The 17890-nt window shown below is 43.3% G+C and carries 13 protein-coding genes; 6 read left to right on the top strand and 7 right to left on the bottom strand.

Features of this window, described 5'->3' with window-relative positions; translation table 11 throughout:
- Positions 1-210 precede the first annotated feature (210 nt).
- Together argJ and xthA are read right to left on the bottom strand one after the other, a co-directional pair.
- The gene (gene argJ, locus ACT3TU_RS05780) at positions 211-1434 is read right to left on the bottom strand and encodes a bifunctional glutamate N-acetyltransferase/amino-acid acetyltransferase ArgJ (RefSeq protein WP_192523925.1); all 1224 of its coding nucleotides are present in this window, start codon (positions 1432-1434) and stop codon (positions 211-213) included.
- 59 nt (positions 1435-1493) lie between these two features.
- Positions 1494-2315 (bottom strand): exodeoxyribonuclease III, encoded by an 822-nt coding sequence (gene xthA / locus ACT3TU_RS05775; RefSeq protein ID WP_192523924.1) that lies wholly within the window; start codon positions 2313-2315, stop codon positions 1494-1496.
- Positions 2316-2556: 241 nt separating this feature from the next.
- On the opposite strand from xthA, the gene ACT3TU_RS05770 reads away from it, so the two are divergent.
- The 3 genes from ACT3TU_RS05770 to ACT3TU_RS05760 all read left to right on the top strand — a co-directional run bounded on the left by ACT3TU_RS05770 (position 2557) and on the right by ACT3TU_RS05760 (position 7384).
- Positions 2557-3132 (top strand): thioesterase family protein, encoded by a 576-nt coding sequence (locus tag ACT3TU_RS05770; protein ID WP_192523923.1) that lies wholly within the window; start codon positions 2557-2559, stop codon positions 3130-3132.
- A gap of 448 nt (positions 3133-3580) precedes the next feature.
- The gene (locus ACT3TU_RS05765) at positions 3581-5278 is read left to right on the top strand and encodes an AMP-binding protein (protein WP_444784138.1); all 1698 of its coding nucleotides are present in this window, start codon (positions 3581-3583) and stop codon (positions 5276-5278) included.
- Positions 5279-5683: 405 nt separating this feature from the next.
- Positions 5684-7384, top strand: coding sequence for an AMP-binding protein (locus ACT3TU_RS05760; protein WP_192523921.1), 1701 nt, complete (start codon positions 5684-5686; stop codon positions 7382-7384).
- Positions 7385-7497: 113 nt separating this feature from the next.
- Here ACT3TU_RS05760 and ACT3TU_RS05755 read toward each other — a convergent pair whose 3' ends face one another.
- From ACT3TU_RS05755 to sohB, 5 genes are all read right to left on the bottom strand, one after another.
- On the bottom strand, positions 7498-8367 hold the full coding sequence (locus ACT3TU_RS05755) for an SDR family oxidoreductase (RefSeq protein ID WP_192528775.1): 870 nt from the start codon (positions 8365-8367) through the stop codon (positions 7498-7500).
- A 380-nt stretch (positions 8368-8747) separates the two neighbouring features.
- Positions 8748-9506 carry a histidine phosphatase family protein gene (locus ACT3TU_RS05750; protein WP_192528774.1) on the bottom strand — a complete coding sequence of 253 codons (759 nt, stop codon included), beginning with the start codon at positions 9504-9506 and terminating at the stop codon, positions 8748-8750.
- Positions 9507-9553: 47 nt separating this feature from the next.
- The gene (locus ACT3TU_RS05745) at positions 9554-10834 is read right to left on the bottom strand and encodes a phosphotransferase family protein (protein ID WP_192528773.1); all 1281 of its coding nucleotides are present in this window, start codon (positions 10832-10834) and stop codon (positions 9554-9556) included.
- A gap of 237 nt (positions 10835-11071) precedes the next feature.
- Positions 11072-12322, bottom strand: coding sequence for an acyl-CoA dehydrogenase family protein (locus ACT3TU_RS05740; protein WP_444784149.1), 1251 nt, complete (start codon positions 12320-12322; stop codon positions 11072-11074).
- A 376-nt stretch (positions 12323-12698) separates the two neighbouring features.
- Positions 12699-13697: a protease SohB gene (sohB, locus tag ACT3TU_RS05735; protein ID WP_444784148.1), complete on the bottom strand. Its 999-nt coding sequence runs from the start codon at positions 13695-13697 to the stop codon at positions 12699-12701.
- A gap of 376 nt (positions 13698-14073) precedes the next feature.
- Between sohB and aspS the strand changes: the two genes are divergently transcribed.
- The 3 genes from aspS (at position 14074) to ACT3TU_RS05720 (ending at position 17857) form a co-directional block, all read left to right on the top strand.
- A complete protein-coding gene (aspS, locus tag ACT3TU_RS05730; RefSeq protein ID WP_444784147.1) occupies positions 14074-15900 on the top strand; it encodes an aspartate--tRNA ligase in 1827 nt (608 codons plus the stop codon).
- A gap of 67 nt (positions 15901-15967) precedes the next feature.
- Positions 15968-16945: a lysophospholipid acyltransferase family protein gene (locus tag ACT3TU_RS05725; protein ID WP_444784137.1), complete on the top strand. Its 978-nt coding sequence runs from the start codon at positions 15968-15970 to the stop codon at positions 16943-16945.
- 168 nt (positions 16946-17113) lie between these two features.
- Positions 17114-17857, top strand: a complete 744-nt coding sequence (locus ACT3TU_RS05720) for a glycosyltransferase (RefSeq protein ID WP_444784146.1) — start codon at positions 17114-17116, stop codon at positions 17855-17857.
- The last annotated feature ends 33 nt before the right edge of the window (positions 17858-17890 follow it).

Below are 17890 nucleotides of genomic sequence, written 5' to 3'. Positions count from 1 at the left end.
GGTCAAACGCATTCACCCCACTACCTTAGAGGTAGGGGATTTCTGCGGTAAAATGTTAAATAGAATAGTAAATTGATACCAACCAAGATACAAACAGCAAAAAGCCAGAGTATTATCGACTCTGGCTTGGGGATACAGTGATTTATAAAGCTTATTAATACTAGGGCATATTCAACAGCAAGCCATAAAAACTTATAGCATTAGCAGCCTTTAACTACGATAATCAGCATTTATTTTGACGTAATCGTACGATAAGTCACAAGTATAAACCGTATCACTGGCATCGCCACGTGCTAGGTCGATATGAATGGTAATCTCAGGGCGACTCATTACCGTATTACCCGCCGCCTCCGTATAACTTGGTGCGACGCCACCGTTTTGACAAATCATCACTTCGTCTAGATAGACATCGACCTGCTCTGTATCGAGGTCTTCAACGCCTGCATAACCAACTGCAGCTAAGATACGGCCCCAATTGGCATCACTGGCGAAAAACGCTGTTTTCACTAAGGGTGAATGGGCGACGGCATAAGCCACATCACAGCATTCTTGTGTTACCTTGCCGCCAGTAACTTTTACAGTCATAAACTTAGTAGCGCCTTCACCATCACGTACAATCAACTGCGCCAGACGGACAAACACTTCGGTCAATGCTGTCAATACTGGCTGATAATGTGGATGCTCAATGCTATCAATGACCTCTGAGTTCGCTGCGCCTGTCGCTATCAATACACAGCAGTCGTTAGTAGAAGTATCACCATCGACAGTAATGCGATTAAAAGATTGCTCATTGATGGCGCTTAGCATCTCTTGTAATAAATCAGCAGCGATATTGGCATCCGTTGCCACATAGCCGAGCATGGTAGCCATGTTAGGGCGTATCATTCCTGAGCCTTTTGACATGCCAGTAATGTGATAACTACTCCCAGAAACATCAACTTTTTGGCTGGCAAGCTTAGGAATGGTATCAGTAGTCAGGATACCATTCGCGGCGGCGAGCCAATTATCAGGTGCTAAGTTAGCCAAGGCATCATCTAAACCAGCAATGACTGCATCGCTATTTAACGGCTCACCAATCACCCCAGTAGAGAACGGCAAAACGGTATCGGTAGCCACGCCAGCTTTGTCTGCCAATGCAGCGCAGATATCTACAGCACGGCGCTTACCATCAGCACCCGTACCAGCATTAGCATTACCGGTATTGGTCACCAAATAACGCGGCGAGACTTTAGCAAAGTGCTCACGTAACACTCGCACAGGCGCAGCACAAAAGGCGTTCTTAGTGGTGACAATCGCAGTGGTGGCGGTATCCGCTATTTCAATCAGCACCAAGTCATCACGATCTTTATAACGTACGCCCGCTGCGGTGGCGCTTAATTTTATACCTTTAATAGGATAAATAGTATTAGGTACTGCAACGTTGCCAACGGCCATAGTGAAATCCTTATGTTTTAATTTTTATCATCATTTATAGAAAGAGAGAGACGAACCTATCATTTACTTAAATCAAACGCTGACCAAATTGGTGCATGATCAGACGGTTTTTCCATGGCACGTAGCTCGTAACTGATGCCTGCATCGACACAATTATCGACTAAATCTGCGGTGCACAAGATATGATCGATACGTAAACCGCGCTTAGGCTCATCGTTGAAGCCACGACTGCGATAATCAAACCAGCTGTATAACTCGGTACTCTCTGGATAATGCAAACGATAAGTATCAGTCAGCTCACGCGCCATAAGGTCACTATACCACTCGCGCTCCTCTGGCAAAAAGGAGGTTTTTCTATTTTTAAGCCAGCGTTTGGCATTGACTTCACCAATGCCGATATCGATATCTTCAGGTGCCACATTCATATCACCCATAATGACAAGCGAGCGCCCTTCTGCTTTTAAAGTGTCGATATACTTTATCAAATCGGCATAATAAGCGCGCTTCATCGGAAACTTGGTCGGATGATCTTGGCTCTCCCCTTGTGGAAAGTAACCATTGAGCACATCAATCTCACGCCCTTGCAGCTCGTAGCGTGCATGGATAAAGCGTTTTTGTGCGTCTTCATCTTCACCAGGAAAACCTTTTTGTACAAAAATAGGCGCAACTTTGGACAATAATGCGACGCCGTAATGGGCTTTTTGACCAAAATATTCGACGTGATAGCCCAAACTTTCCACATTTTCAAGCGGAAATTGCTCATCGTGAACTTTGGTTTCTTGTAGCCCCATGACGTCAGGATCGATTGTCTCTCGCACTGACTCAAGCTGATGCTGACGAGCGCGAATACCATTGACATTAAAACAAACAAAACGGGTCATAAACTATCCTATACTGATTGATTGAAATGGGGTTTTGATACGAATATATGAGATACCGCCAAATGTAAGCGACTATGATAACAGACGTAGACCAACCTATCTGTTGCGTGCCTTTATATCTTAAGCTAGAGTAGTTATTATTGGCAGAATTATTAGGGTCTGTATAGAATTCAACCCCTAAGCAACGCTTGGTAGAAAAAGACTTCACCAAATAAAACTTATTAAAATATTGAGCATTTTTATGACAACCACTATCCACAAAAGTACCAACGCAGCGGCGACTATGAATAATGAAACCACACCACTATTTGCGACAGATTATAAGGTGTATATTAACCATACTGATGCGGGCGGTATAGTCTATCACGCCAATCATTTGGTCTTTTTTGAAAACTGCCGACGTGATTGGTTTACCAAGCTGGGTTTGAATGGTTATTTCTTACAGACTGATGCTGGTGACGTGCAGCACTTCGTCGTAAGCCAAGCAGACTTACAATACAAAAAAGCCATTCTCTTAGATGAAGTTATCAATGTGCGCATCGATAAAGTCGAGCTAAAACCTGCCAGTATTATATTCTATCAAAGCATCCATCGTCATACAGCAGATAACAATGCCAAAACTAGCAACAGCTTATTAAGTAGCACCAAAATTGTCATTGCCTGCGTACAAAACCAAATTAGACCAGAATCGATATCTAAAGATAAAATCGGTAGCAACGATACTGGCGCTACTGCCACCCCCATGCGCCCCATCCGTGTACCACAGACCCTACGCACCACTATCGAGCAAGCGATAGCACAACATATTGCTGAGTAATTTTTCAAATCACGGCCTAAAGATGAACAACCGTTTATTGTTACAATGACGGTTTTAGTGTCCACTCCTTAACCTCTAAATACATTCATTTATAGCTATATTGTATGTACTGAGCAGTACGCGCATGTTAATAGTGTATTTACATAGATTCATGCTAATGTATTGCTTAAATGTATCATTTTATACTTAATACATTATTTTTAGTGATAGGTAATCAGTAAGAGATCTTATTTAAGCGTATTTTCTAAAATTCACTCATTAGACTTTCACACTTTTATCATTCATCGCAACTGAACGAAGTAACAAAACTTAGCGGTCCGTCAATAGATAAGGATATTATCGCTCTCAGCGGCAAACGATTTACGTCAGCGCTGATAAGTTTTATTGACACGGATATGGCTGCTTTATTACACAATCCCACCCTATTTAGAACTTCAAGGACGCTGACATGACGCCGAACAAACCTTGGCTTGCCCAATATCCCAATGGTGTACCTAAAACGATCAACCCAGATAAATATGGCAGCATCATGGAGCTGTACGAGGAGTGCTTTGATCGCTTTCGTCTGCATCCGATGAGTATTTGTATGGGCGTTACCCATACCTACGATGATATTGATAAAGCCTCACTTGCCGTTGCAGCATGGCTACAAGCGCAAGGGTTGCCTCAAGGCAGTGTGGTGGCACTCATGATGCCAAACGTACCGCAATATTTGCCGACAATGATTGGTATTTTGCGTGCTGGTTACGTTTGTACCCCTGTTAACCCGCTATATACCGGTCGCGAGCTCCGTCATCAACTAAATGATTCAGGGGCTCAAGCTATATTTGTGGTCGACAACTTCGCTCAAGCACTCGAGCAAGTCATTGAAGAGACCAATATCAAACGTATTGTCTTATCAAAAATGGGCGACATGATGGGTCTGAAAGGTATTCTAGTGAATACCATCATCCGTCAAGTTAAGCGTTTAGTACCTAAATACAACCTTAATGACCCTAAATATGACGTCACCAAATTACCTGACGTGCTCAAAAAAGGTAGAAACCTGCCTTTCCAAAAGCCAAAAATGACTTTGGATCAAAAAGCCTTTTTACAGTACACCGGTGGTACGACGGGGCTATCAAAAGGTGCAATTTTATCTCAGCGTAATATCGTCGCAGCTGCTATGCAATCAGAAGCATGGACACGGCCTATTACCTCAGAGATCAACGAGGTTTATATCAATATGGTCATGGCGTTACCGCTGTATCATATTTTTGCCTTTATGCTTAGCTCACTCGGTATGCGCTCGGGTTATACTTTTATTCTGGTACCTAATCCACGTGACATACCAGGGTTTGTCAAAACATTATCAAAACAGCCGTTTCATATTTTCCCTGCGGTTAATACCTTGTTTAAAGGGTTGCTGGATAATCCAAACTTTAAAGACTTGGATTTTAGCTCATTGCGTATCTCACAAGCTGGTGGTATGGCTGCGACAGAGCAAACTGCCAAACGCTGGCTTGAGACGACAGGCTGTGCCATGATTGAGGGCTGGGGTATGACTGAGGGTGTTGCCGTGGGTACAGCCAACGTCGTCACTGATCGTAATTTCAACGGCACTATTGGTGTTCCCGTCCCTAGCGTAGATATTGTTATTATTGATGACGAGGGCAATCGCGTTGGGGTCAATCAGGCAGGCGAGATGTGCGTAAAAGGCCCTAACATCACCTCAGGCTACCTCAATAGAGACAGTAGCGACGACTTTACCAGCGATGGATATTTCCGTACTGGCGATATCGTCAGCATGGATGAAAAAGGCTACTTTAGACTATTGGACCGCAAAAAAGATATGATTCTGGTCTCAGGATTTAACGTCTTCCCAAATGAAGTTGAATCGGTCATGCTCGATTATGAGGGCATTATTGATTGTGCGGTGATTGGCATTCCTGATGAGCGTCAAGGCGAAACAGTCAAAATATATGTTATCCCTGCAGACAATAACGTGACCAAAAGCGCTATCAAAGAGTTTGCATTAGACAATATGACGGGCTATAAATGCCCACGTCATATCGAGTTTGTCAGCGAGCTACCAAAAAGTAATGTGGGTAAAGTACTGCGTCAAAAACTCCGCGAAAAACACATGGCAGATAACCCTCAATTCTAAATGATATAAAACCTATATCGTAACAAGCGCCTTACATAATATGTGAGGCGTTTTTTCCTTAACCCCTTGATGCCTAACTGAGAAAAACGTTCATTTCAGCTTACCAAACATCCTGTCTTCTCTATTTTGCAACATATATTCTTTGGTTTATCAAACTTAATAATAAACTATCAAGTTCTTGTATGAAAATAACGGAATCAATGGTAATTATGTTAATGTGTTGCCAAAATATGTCACTTAGTTAAATATCATTATATAGAGGTTACCGTATTTCAGCAGTCTGTGAATAAATGGGATAGCACGCGACAATCCATTGCCCTCAAAGCGATGACTGGTATTGTTGACATGGATGTGACTACTTTCTTATAAAACCTTAACTTATCTCAACATTTAAGGACACTAAATATGACAGTAGATAAACCTTGGCTCGATCAGTACCCTCAAAACGTACCAAAAACTATCAACCCTGATCAGTATGAAAACCTCATAGAGCTATATGAAGAATGCTTTAACCGTTTTCGTATGCACCCAATGACTATCTGTATGGGCGTCACTCATACGTATGGTGATGTCGATAAAGCCTCTCTTGCCATAGCGGCATGGTTACAAGCGCAAGATATCCCCAAAGGTAGCGTGGTGGCAGTTATGATGCCAAACGTACCACAATACTTGCCGACGATGATTGGTATTTTGCGTGCTGGCTACGTCTGTACCCCTGTCAACCCGCTATATACGGGTCGCGAATTGCGTCATCAACTAAATGATTCGGGCGCTCAGGTTATTTTTGTGGTCGACAACTTCGCTCAAGCACTCGAGCAAGTGATCGAAGAGACCAATATCAAGCGTATTGTCCTATCAAAAATGGGCGACATGATGGGACTAAAAGGTATTTTGGTTAATACCGTTATCCGTCAGGTTAAGCGTTTAGTGCCTAAGTATAATCTTAATGACCCTAAATATAATGTTACTAAATTTCCTGATGTATTAAAAAAAGGCAAAAACCTACCTTTTAAAGCACCAACAACCGCCCTACAACAAAAAGCTATTTTGCAATACACTGGTGGTACGACAGGGCTATCTAAAGGGGCTATATTGACTCAGCGTAATGTCGTCGCTGCCGCCATGCAGTCAGAAGCCTGGTATCGCCCTGTCACTTCAGACATCAATGAAGTGTACATCAATATGGTCATGGCGTTACCGCTGTATCATATTTTTGCCTTTATGCTCAGCCTTTTGGGCATGCGTTCAGGGTATACCTTTATACTGGTACCCAACCCACGCGATATGCCTGGTTTTGTCAAAACGTTATCCAAACAGCCGTTCCATATCTTCCCTGCGGTTAATACGCTATTTAAAGGACTACTGGATCAACCAACCTTTAAAGATTTAGATTTTAGCTCGCTACGTATTTCACAAGCTGGTGGTATGGCTGCCACTGAACAGACGGCAGCTCGCTGGTTAGAAGTCACTGGCTGCCCGATGGTTGAAGGTTGGGGTATGACCGAAGGTGTGGCGGCTGGTACGGCCAATGTCATCACTGACAGAAAGTTTAACGGCACCATAGGCATACCAGTACCTAGTGTCGATATCATCGTCGTAGATGATGAAGGTAACCGTGTAGGCTTACATCAAGCTGGCGAGATGTGTATCAAAGGGCCAAATATCACCTCGGGCTACCTTAATAAAGACAACACTAATGATTTTACCAGCGATGGTTATTTCCGTACAGGCGATATTATCAGTATGGATGAAAGGGGTTACATCACCCTACTTGATCGCAAAAAAGACATGGTTTTAGTCTCAGGATTTAACGTCTTCCCGAATGAGATCGAATCTGTCATGCTGGATTATAAAGGTATTGTTGATTGTGCGGTAATTGGCATTCCTGATGAGCGTCAAGGCGAAGCGGTCAAAATATATGTGGTGCCTGCAGACAATAACGTGACCAAAAGTGCTATCAAAGAGTTTGCATTAGACAATATGACGGGCTATAAATGCCCGCGTCATATCGAGTTTGTCAGCGAGCTACCAAAAAGTAACGTGGGTAAAGTGCTGCGTCAAAAACTACGTGAAAAACACATGTTAGACAACCCTCAAGCTTTATAGCCTCCAAAACGATAAAAGCCCTCCACATGTGATGTGGAGGGCTTTTTTGATCTTATTTTCCGCTTACTCTAATGCCAATATAGTCGTTCTAACTTAAAAATAATACAGTGTTGCTAACTGACTTTATTCACTATTTGTAATGGTAAATGCTTCATTGCTTGACCGACGATCGACCACGGTAAACTTGGCACACAAGCTTCCTCTACTCCAGCTTCAATCGCTGCAACGATGGCTTTAGTGCCCGTATCTGCATCCACTTCAAATGGTAATGGTTTGGCATTGGTATTGATTTCGGTACGGATATAACCTGGATAAATAGTAGAAATCTGAATCGGCAGTTTGGTTAACAACATATCAGCACGAATGCCTTCCGCTAGATGAGCCAAGCCCGCTTTACTCGCCCCATAGGCTGTCAGATGCTTAGGCAGTCCGCGCATCGCTGACATGCTCGATATCACCACCAGATGTCCACTATTTTGAGCGCGGAAAATATTCATCGCCGCTTCGCACTGTGCCAATGCTGATACAAAGTTGATCTCAACCGTACGGCGGTTAGTATCAAAGCGGCCTTTGCCAATACGGCGGCTATCACCAATACCCGCATTAACCACCACACGGTCTATATGGCCAAAATCAGCCACAAACGCGTCAAACACTTCAAAGATCGCCTCATAATCGCTGACATCTAGCACGCGATACTCAATACGAATATCAGGATATTGTGCCGACAATTCTGTTTTTAGCCTTTCTAGTCGCTCAGTACGCCGCGCACAAATGGCCAAGTTATAGCCAAGCTTAGCAAATAACCTTGCCATGCCCTCGCCCAATCCTGAGCTAGCACCAGTGATTAAAACCGTTTTGCCATGGCCAATCTGCTGCTTATTCAAGCCTTTTAGATAACGCGCTGGCTGTATGGCACCAAATAATTGATCTTTACTTTTAATAGCCGTTTTTGCCACTAGGCTCATTAACTTATGTTGCATGAACAGTCCCTTATTTCTCCATATCGATATCAAGATAGCGCGAAGCCTCTCGTTTGTCTATCTGGCTTTGGTATTATTTGAGCTGATAATGCATTTATTATAAATCCTGATGATAGCGACTCTGATTATAAACGTCATGGCTAGATATTTATATCAGAACTGTATAAGTAGCAGCGTTATTTGAGTTTGACTATAGTCAGTCTTTCATAAAATAAGTACAAATATTATAACGCGCTACTGGGATAAATTTCCCTTGCTTGCTGTGCCGGCGCAGACAGAGGCAGCGCAAAACTTATCCCAGTAGCACTGTATTTGTTTTATAGTGGATCGACTATACATAAGAGCTTATTAAAAGACGTGGCAAAAAACTGCCTGTTATTTTAACGCCACGTCACAAAGCGTTTGCCTTCAGCGAATAAATGACTATATTCATTTAAAGACAATAAGCGTGTACTTTGCTCCTTGAAGGTAATAGACGTTACGCCAGTATTGACCAAGCTTTTATTGAGTTGATAAGCGGTTTGGCTGCCCTGCTGTAACAATTGTGCGGTGATAGCCGCGATGATGCCGCCAGAAGTAAAGACTAACACGGTACTATCTCGCTCTAAACCCATCTTTGCCACTTGCAAGCGTACTTGTTCAAGCGCCAGCGTTGCCCGCTCATTAAACTGTGTCCAGCTTTCGATATAATCATGATCATTATCACCGCCATGCCAGCGCTGCATGGCCTTATCAAACAGCTCAGCCAAACGCGTCACTGGTATATTCGCTTTAGCAAGCTCAGCTGTGATGGCTCCTTTACTAGCAAAGGCAGGATTGGACTTGATAAACACGTCTTTATGATTAAACTCATCAAATTGTGGCAGCACATAGCTGTCTGGTATATTTAGGTCGATTGCAGATGTGCTAGGTATATTGCTATTATCGTCAAAAGATGACTGATAACGCTCCCAAAAATGACGGGCCGAATCCTGCTGCCTGACCAAGCTGCCAGTAAAAATAGCATCGATTTGGCGCTGAGTAGTCGCGTAGTGCTGACCCAGCATTTGTGCCTGTTGCTCACCAAGCTTTGAAAGCTGATCGTAATTTTCTTGACCAAATGAGGCTTGACCATGACGTGCTAAAAGTATGGTTGTCATAAAATACTGCCTTATCACTGATATTTCTTGAATTTTACTTAAACTATTTATTCTTCAGGCTTTTGAGTGGTTTGCGCAAAATAGCTTTTTGGCAAAATACCTTTAATAACAGTTTGTACGGGGTTTGGTAGCTGTTCAACGGTGGCAGCATCGACGCCCATATCTTGCAGATGCGGCTGCACATGACTGGTAAATAGCGCCTCTCCTTCATACTGAGCAATCAGTTTAAGACATTTGGCATGTAGTACATGGACGATAATCCAAAAGTTCTTAAACGCTGGATTGGTGGTTTGTTTATGATAGTAGCGATAATAAATTTGTTGAACGATACCCGCCAGACGGAATAGACCAAAGACCTCATAAAAAGTCCAATTTTCTATCTCTAACCCCGTCTGCTCAAGATAATAAGCAACAACTTCATCGCGGGTCATCATACCCTTTAGGTGAGTTGGCTGACGGCGTGACTGCTGCATGATGATATTGTCATCTTCTTCAATCCAGTACGCTAATGCGCTACCCAAATCCATCAAAGGATCGCCAAGGGTCGCCATCTCCCAATCAAGGACGCCAATGACTTTGGTCGGATCGTCAGCTGCCAAAATCACATTGTCAAAGCGCCAATCGTTGTGTATGACACAGGTTTTACTATCAGCAGGTGTATGCTTACCAAGCCACTGCCGTACCAATGCAAAGCTTGGCACGTTAGGGGTTTTGGCTTTAACATAGCGCTTATCCCAGCCACTAACTTGGCGCTCACAGTAACCATCGCCGCGACCCAGACTCACCAAATCAGGGTGTTGTTTGTAATCCACTTGGTGTAGCTCCACCAAAGCATCGATGACATTGGTACATAACTTACGTGTTTGCTCGGTATCTAAATCAACCCCTTTTGGTAAATTGGCACGAGGAATAATACCTTCCATACGCTCCATCACGTAAAAATCTGCACCGATAACGGCTTCGTCAGTACACAGCGCCACCATTTTTGGCACATAAGGATAAACATTTTCTAGCGATTTTTGTACCGTATATTCGCGCACCATATCATGCGCCGACTTGGCTTTAGTGCCTTTTGGTGGACGACGTAAAATCAGGTCTTGGCTGTTATCCAAGCTTTTATTTTCATATTGTAAGCGGTACGTCCAGTTAGAGGCACCACCTGAGAATTGCGTTACGGTAGGCGCGCCTTCTATCTCAACACCTTGAGCTCGTAGCCATTCACTGACGGCTTTAGCATCAAGCTCCTCGCCTTCGCGAACAGCGCCCCCTTTATCCAGTACTTTATCTGATATTTTATTATTATTTTTAACATTATTAGCAGTTGCCATGAGACATTCCTTATCTTGTGGTTATTGTTTAAGGGTTAAAAATCCACTATCAAATATTCGATAGTGAATTTTCATTAATCTTTTTTAAACTTGTTCTCTATTTAATACCATTCACAAAAATTAGAGTAGCAAGGAAAACGAGTGAAAGTACTACGCTTTGTAGACTAAACGAGTTTGACACAGCTAATCTTACTTCTTGGGTTTGGTATAAACTATAAGCTCAATAACATTCTATAATTATGATTTAGTAGGTTTCGACGGACGTTTAAAACCCTGACGCTTTAATTCTAATTTGGCAATCATGGTTTTATGCACTTCATCGGGACCATCTGCTAAGCGTAGCGCCCGTGCTTGGGCAAAGAAGCTTGGCAATAATGTATCTTGGCAGACACCCATGCCGCCATGGATCTGAATCGCCATATCGACCACTTCTTGCAATACCGTTGGGGCAACGACTTTAATAGCAGAGATTTCCGTTAAGGCCGCTTTGGTGCCTTGCGCATCCATTTTTTGTGCGGCATATAAAGTTAATAGGCGTGCTTGATCAATTTTGATACGAGCGTCAGCGATACGTTCAAAATTACCGCCTAATTGAAGCAATGGCTTACCAAAAGCGGTGCGCTCCATGCCGCGCTTAACCGCCAATTCTAATGACTTTTCAGCAGCCCCAATACAACGCATGCAATGATGAATACGACCTGGCCCTAAGCGACCTTGGGCAATTTCAAAGCCCATACCCGGCCCACCGATAAAGTGACTAACTGGCACACGTACCTCATTAAAACTGACTTCGCCGTGACCATGCGGCGCATCGTAATCACCGAATACTTTGAGCATACGCTCGATATTGACGCCCGCTGTTTTTGCTGGCACTAAGACCATAGAGTGCTGATGGTGACGGTCTTTATTTTCATCGGGGGTATATGCCATGACAATCAACACGTCAACCGCTGGATCACCAAGACCCGATGACCACCATTTACTACCATTGATGATAATCTCATCACCTTCCACGACAGCCGTCGCTTGCATATTGGTCGCATCACTAGAAGCCACATCAGGCTCAGTCATACAAAACACCGAGCGCGTTTTACCTTCTAATATCGGCGTGAGCCACTTGTCTTGCTGCTCCTGTGTGCCATAACGCCATAGCAATTCCATATTGCCACTATCAGGCGCATTACAATTGAATACGTAAGGCGCAAGCAAGCTGCGGCCCGTCAGCTCAGCAATCGGTGCATAATCGGTAACTGATAGCCCAGCGCCTAGCGTGTCATCTGGCAAAAATAAATTCCATAAACCAGCTTCACGTGCTTGTTTGCGCAAGCTCTCATATTTTTCAGGCCACTGCCATGTTGTCCAGTCACCATCAGGATTTTGCGCTTCACGGTCTTGCCAGAACTGCGCTTCTATTGGTTCAATATGGGTTTCAATAAATGCTTTAACTTTGGCGTGCATGGCTTGACCATGTTCTGTGGCCGTAAACATTAATGTATCGGTAGACATAGCTGACATCCTTTTTCTTGCTGGTTGTTGATTATCTTCATCAAATTTTTTACTAAAACTTGATGAGACTCTTATAGTGTACGTACGTATACTCTTTTTGGTATGCCCCATTTATAACACAGCAAATATGAATAAACAGCAAAAAGGCGCGACCCGCTAGGACACGCCTTTTACAAAATACAAACAATGCATCATACAAACCAAAGATGCTCAACGATTAATAAATAAGCAATATATAGCCGATTCAATTTAAAAATTATAGCAGCGGCACGTTAATATAAATAACTCGCTTTTATCTTTAACGGACTATAGTTCGGTAAAATAAAAGCGAAACGATTATAGAACGATATATATATCATTATTTTAGAATGTTTAAGCGGCTATTCAGATCAACACGCATCAAAGCATCTGGTAGCTTATCAATCGCCATATTTACGGTGGCTTCTGCCGCTTGTGACAATCCCAATTTTTCGGCTAGCGTTGGTTTTTGGCGTGAATGTAGTGCATAGACTTCGTTGTTTTCCATTCGTTCTAAAATATAGCTGTCCGAAGTTTGCAGACTATCAATTAAATTGAGTTTTAGCGCGTCTTCACCATACCAATGCTCTCCAGTAGCCACTTTATCGACATCTAATGCTGGACGGTAAGTATTGACAAAATGCTTAAACAACTCGTGCGTTTGCTCTAGCTCTTCTTGATATTTGGCACGATCCTCAGCAGCATTTTCGCCAAATACAGTCACGGTACGTTTATAGTCACCAGCGGTAAACATTTCATAATCGACATCATGATTTTTGAGCCATTTATGGAAATTTGGTAATTGTGATACCACTCCGATAGAACCAATCACGGCAAATGGAGCAGCGATAACGTTGTCTGCAACACAAGCCATCATATAGCCCCCACTAGCCGCAATTTTATCCACGCAGACGGTTAATGTTAGACCTGCATCTTTTAGACGTGCCAATTGTGCCGCTGCCAGTCCATAACCATGAACCAAGCCACCGCCTGACTCAAGGCGCACGACGACTTCATCGCCTTTATTGGCAGTGCTAATGAGCGTACTTATTTCTTCACGCATATGCTTAACCGCCGAGGCTTTGATATCGCCATCGAAATCAAGGACGAAAACTTGTGGTTTAGAATTGTGCTTTTTTTTCTTATTCTTGGTTTTTGCTTTTAGCGCTTGCTTGGCTTTTTTAGCCATCACTTTTTTGAATTGCTTAAGCGCCGCTTTACCTTGAGTTGCCTCCATCAGGTCTTCACGACGTTGTTCTTGATTTTTATTTAGATGAATAACGCGTAGCTCAACAGGGTTTTTAGTAGGATGAAACAGCATCAGTAGTATTCCTTGAATGGTGTAAATAATTTTAATAGCATTTTATTAGTTATCTTGATATGTGCCCAGCGACCTCTATTTTCAAGCAAAATGCAGATATTTACGCCAAGGCAATTGTTACTGAATAAACTCGTCGGTATCGAGGTACTTTTATACTTTGATTGGGCTGCACTGACTCCTAAGGTTTGATTGGACTCCGCTGGTTGTATAACAAAGGCAGATTAGGCATAATATGCGTTTACATCAAATTTTCTGCAGCCAACGTGATGACCATTTGTCTTAATCGCGTTGTTTGTGCTTTTTTTGCAAATAGCTTGAAACGCGCAACAATGGCTGCATATTGTACTTCGAATTGGGCTGACAACTGGATAACCTTATTATGACGCAAAGCACTATGACGCATAGCGAATACCGAGACGAATATTGCGGAGCCGTAACCGAAAGCTTAATTGATCAGACTATTAGTGTCGTGGGCTGGGTACATCGTCGTCGCGATCACGGTGGCGTGATTTTTTTAGACATGCGTGACCGCGCTGGTATCTTACAGGTCGTTGTTGACCCTGATACCCCAGAAGCTTTTGCCACTGCTGATGCAGTACGCCCTGAATACGTACTAAAAATTACAGGCCGTGTACGTCGTCGTTATGAAGGCACCGAAAACAACAATATGACCAGCGGTCAAGTGGAACTATTGGGCAAAGAGATTGAAGTATTGGCAAAGTCTGAAACGCCACCATTCCCTTTGAATGATGAAAACACCACAGTATCAGAAGACTTGCGTCTAAAATATCGCTACCTTGATATGCGTCGTCCACAGATGCAAGAGCGTATGGTTTTCCGCGCTAAAGCCACTTCAGCGATTCGTCGTTACCTAGATGACCATGGCTTCTTAGATGTTGAAACCCCTATTTTGACCAAAGCCACGCCTGAAGGCGCACGTGACTATCTTGTGCCTTCGCGTACACGCCCGGGCAACTTCTTTGCTTTGCCGCAGTCGCCACAGTTATTTAAGCAATTATTAATGATTTCAGGTTTTGATCGCTATTATCAAATCGCTAAATGCTTCCGTGACGAAGATTTACGTGCTGACCGTCAGCCAGAATTCACCCAGGTGGACATTGAGACTTCTTTCTTAAATGAAGAAGAAATCATGAACATCAACGAAGGTCTTATCAAACATCTGTTTAAAACCATGATGAACGTTGAGTTTGCAGACTTTCCGCGTATGACTTATGCTGAAGCAATGCGTGACTATGCGTCAGATAAGCCTGATTTGCGTATTCCATTGAAATTGGTCGACGTTGCTGACTTGATGAAAGACGTTGACTTTAAAGTATTCGCGGGCCCTGCCAATGATCCTAAAGGTCGCGTCGCTGCCCTACGCGTCCCTGGTGGTAGCTCGCTTAGTCGCAAGCAAATAGATGCTTATACCAAATTTGTCGGTATCTATGGTGCGCGCGGCTTGGCTTATATTAAAGTCAATGATGCCAGCAATATTAACAACGGCGTGGACCAAGAATCTGGTCTACAATCACCGATCATCAAAAACATGACTGATGATGTATTGGTGAGTTTGATTGAACGTACGGGTGCAGAGAGCAGTGATATTATCTTCTTTGGTGCCGATAAAGCCAGTATCGTCAATGACGCAATGGGTGCACTACGTCAAAAGATTGGTCTCGACCTTGAAATGACTACGTGTGAGTGGGCGCCACTTTGGGTCACTGACTTCCCCATGTTTGAAGAAACGGACGACGGCAAATGGACATCCATGCATCATCCGTTTACTAAGCCTAAAGGCTCAGTTGAAGAATTAAAAAACAATCCAGAAGCCGCCCTGTCGATTGCTTATGACATGGTCTTAAACGGTACCGAAATTGGCGGTGGTAGCCTACGTATCAACACGTTTGAGATGCAGCAAGCAGTGTTAGAAGCGCTAGGTATTGGTGAAACTGAGGCCGAGGACAAATTTGGTTTCTTATTGGATGCACTCAAATTTGGTGCGCCGCCGCATGGTGGCCTAGCCTTTGGTTTAGATCGCTTGATTATGCTGATGGTCGGTGCAGGCTCTATCCGTGACGTCATTGCCTTCCCAAAAACTAAGACAGCTGAGTGTCCATTAACGCAAGCACCTGCTGAAGTTGATAGCAAGCAGCTACGTGAGCTTGGTATCCGTGTGCGTGAAAAAGTACAGGCTGACGCCAACAAGCCTGCTCAATAAATGGTTGAATAATGCGCAGATATTTTTTACAGTGCAGGTTACGTGATTCGTCACCATGTGAATGGTTATGAATCCGTATCATATCTTCAAAATCGTGCCATTGTCTGTCTTGCAGATGCTGGCACGTTTTGTTGCGTGGGTCATTTTAAAGATGCCTAACGCCAGTATCATGCGCACAGTGAATACTAATATCGCACTGATTGCTCATACCTTGCCTAATTTGCAAAAACAAATCCTTGTCAAAGACATTATTTACCATCAATGTTTAACCAGTATTGAGTCGATTAAGAGTTGGGCGATGCCACCAGAATGGAGTATCGCCCAGATTCGTGATGTGCATAATAAAGACATTTTATTAGAAGGACTTGCTAGTCCTAACGGCATGCTGGCAATCGTTCCACATCTGGGAACGTGGGAGATGATGAACGCCTGGCTCAATCAGTTTGGTTCACCAACCATCATGTATAAACCAGTCAAAGGTGATATTACCAACGACTTTGTGCTACAAGGGCGGGCGCGGCTCAATGCGACTTTAGTACCTACCGATGGTAGCGGGGTCAAAGCCGTTTTTAAGACGCTTAAACAAGGGGGGTTTAGTATTGTATTACCTGATCACGTCCCCGACCCATCAGGTGGTGTCGTCGTACCCTTCTTTGGTGTTGAGACGTTAACCAGCACCCTCGCCTCCAAACTGGCTAGCAAAACCAAATGTGCACTGGTAGGCTTATCTTGTATTCGCCGTGACGATGGTCGTGGCTTTGATATTTACTGTTATAAACTTGATAATCCAGCACTTTATGACCGCAACGCCGAAATCGCTACTCATGCGCTTAATAAAGCGATGCAGCGTATGATTAAAGACAATTGCAGTCATTATATGTGGGGCTATCGACGCTTTAAGCACATACCCACTGTAGGTAACCCTTATACGGCTGATAAAACCCTCTTAACTACTTTTATTCGCAGTAATCAGGATAGGCATTCTGCTCACAACCAAGATAGTGCTAACGATGTACCTCATAACAATGAATGCAATGAGCAATAACCGTACAATCAATTAAGCGTTTAGAGATATCGCAAACAACAGCTATGCTAGTATTGGCTAACTTTTTAATCTTATTCATCAGTCCTTCATTTACATCAATATGAGTGCATTATGGCAACTGACGTAACCAACCCTTTACCGACAGACCAAACGCCAGCAGGCATCCATATGTCTGAGCAGCGTTATATCATTTGTATGAAATGGGGCGATAAATATGGTCCTGAATACGTCAATCGCCTTTATAATATGGTCAGTCGCCATCTTACTTTAGACTTCCAAATGGTATGCTTAACTGATGATAGCGCAGGTATCAACCCTAATGTCGCTTGCTATCCTATACCTGAAATGGATTTACCCGCTGGGCCTGAGCGTGGCTGGAAAAAGCTCACGACTTTTAAGCCTGAGCTATACGACCTCAAAGGTGTGGCCTTATTTTTAGACATCGACATTGTTATCGTTGATAATATTGATGGCTTTTTTACTTATGAAGCTGAGCACCAAGACAGTGTCGTTATCATTCGTGATTGGAAAAAACCGTGGCGAATGATTGGTAATAGCTCGGTATATCGCTTCAATATTGGTTTGGATACGTACCCTGATTTGCTGGCAAACTTTGAGCGTAACTTTGATACCATTCGCACCCAAGTACGCCACGAGCAGGCCTATCTGTCGAACTACTTGCGTGAACATCATCACCTAGAGTATTGGGATAAAGACTGGTGTGTCAGCTTCAAGTACCAATGCATCGCCCCTATTCCATTTAATTTTATACGCGCACCTACACTTCCATCTGGTGCAAAAATCGTCATCTTTCATGGTGAGATTAACCCGCCCGATGCTATCAATGGTGGTGGTGGTAAATGGTATCGTCATGTGAAACCAAGCCCTTGGTTGAAGGAGTATTGGCGATAAGCACACTGGATTTTTCAGTCGTTTTTTAATACT

The organism is Psychrobacter sp. AOP3-A1-26, from assembly GCF_052378235.1.
Taxonomy (GTDB): Bacteria; Pseudomonadota; Gammaproteobacteria; order Pseudomonadales; family Moraxellaceae; genus Psychrobacter.
The sequence above is the reverse complement of the archived record's forward strand: the minus strand, read 5'-3'. Positions and strand labels throughout refer to the sequence as shown.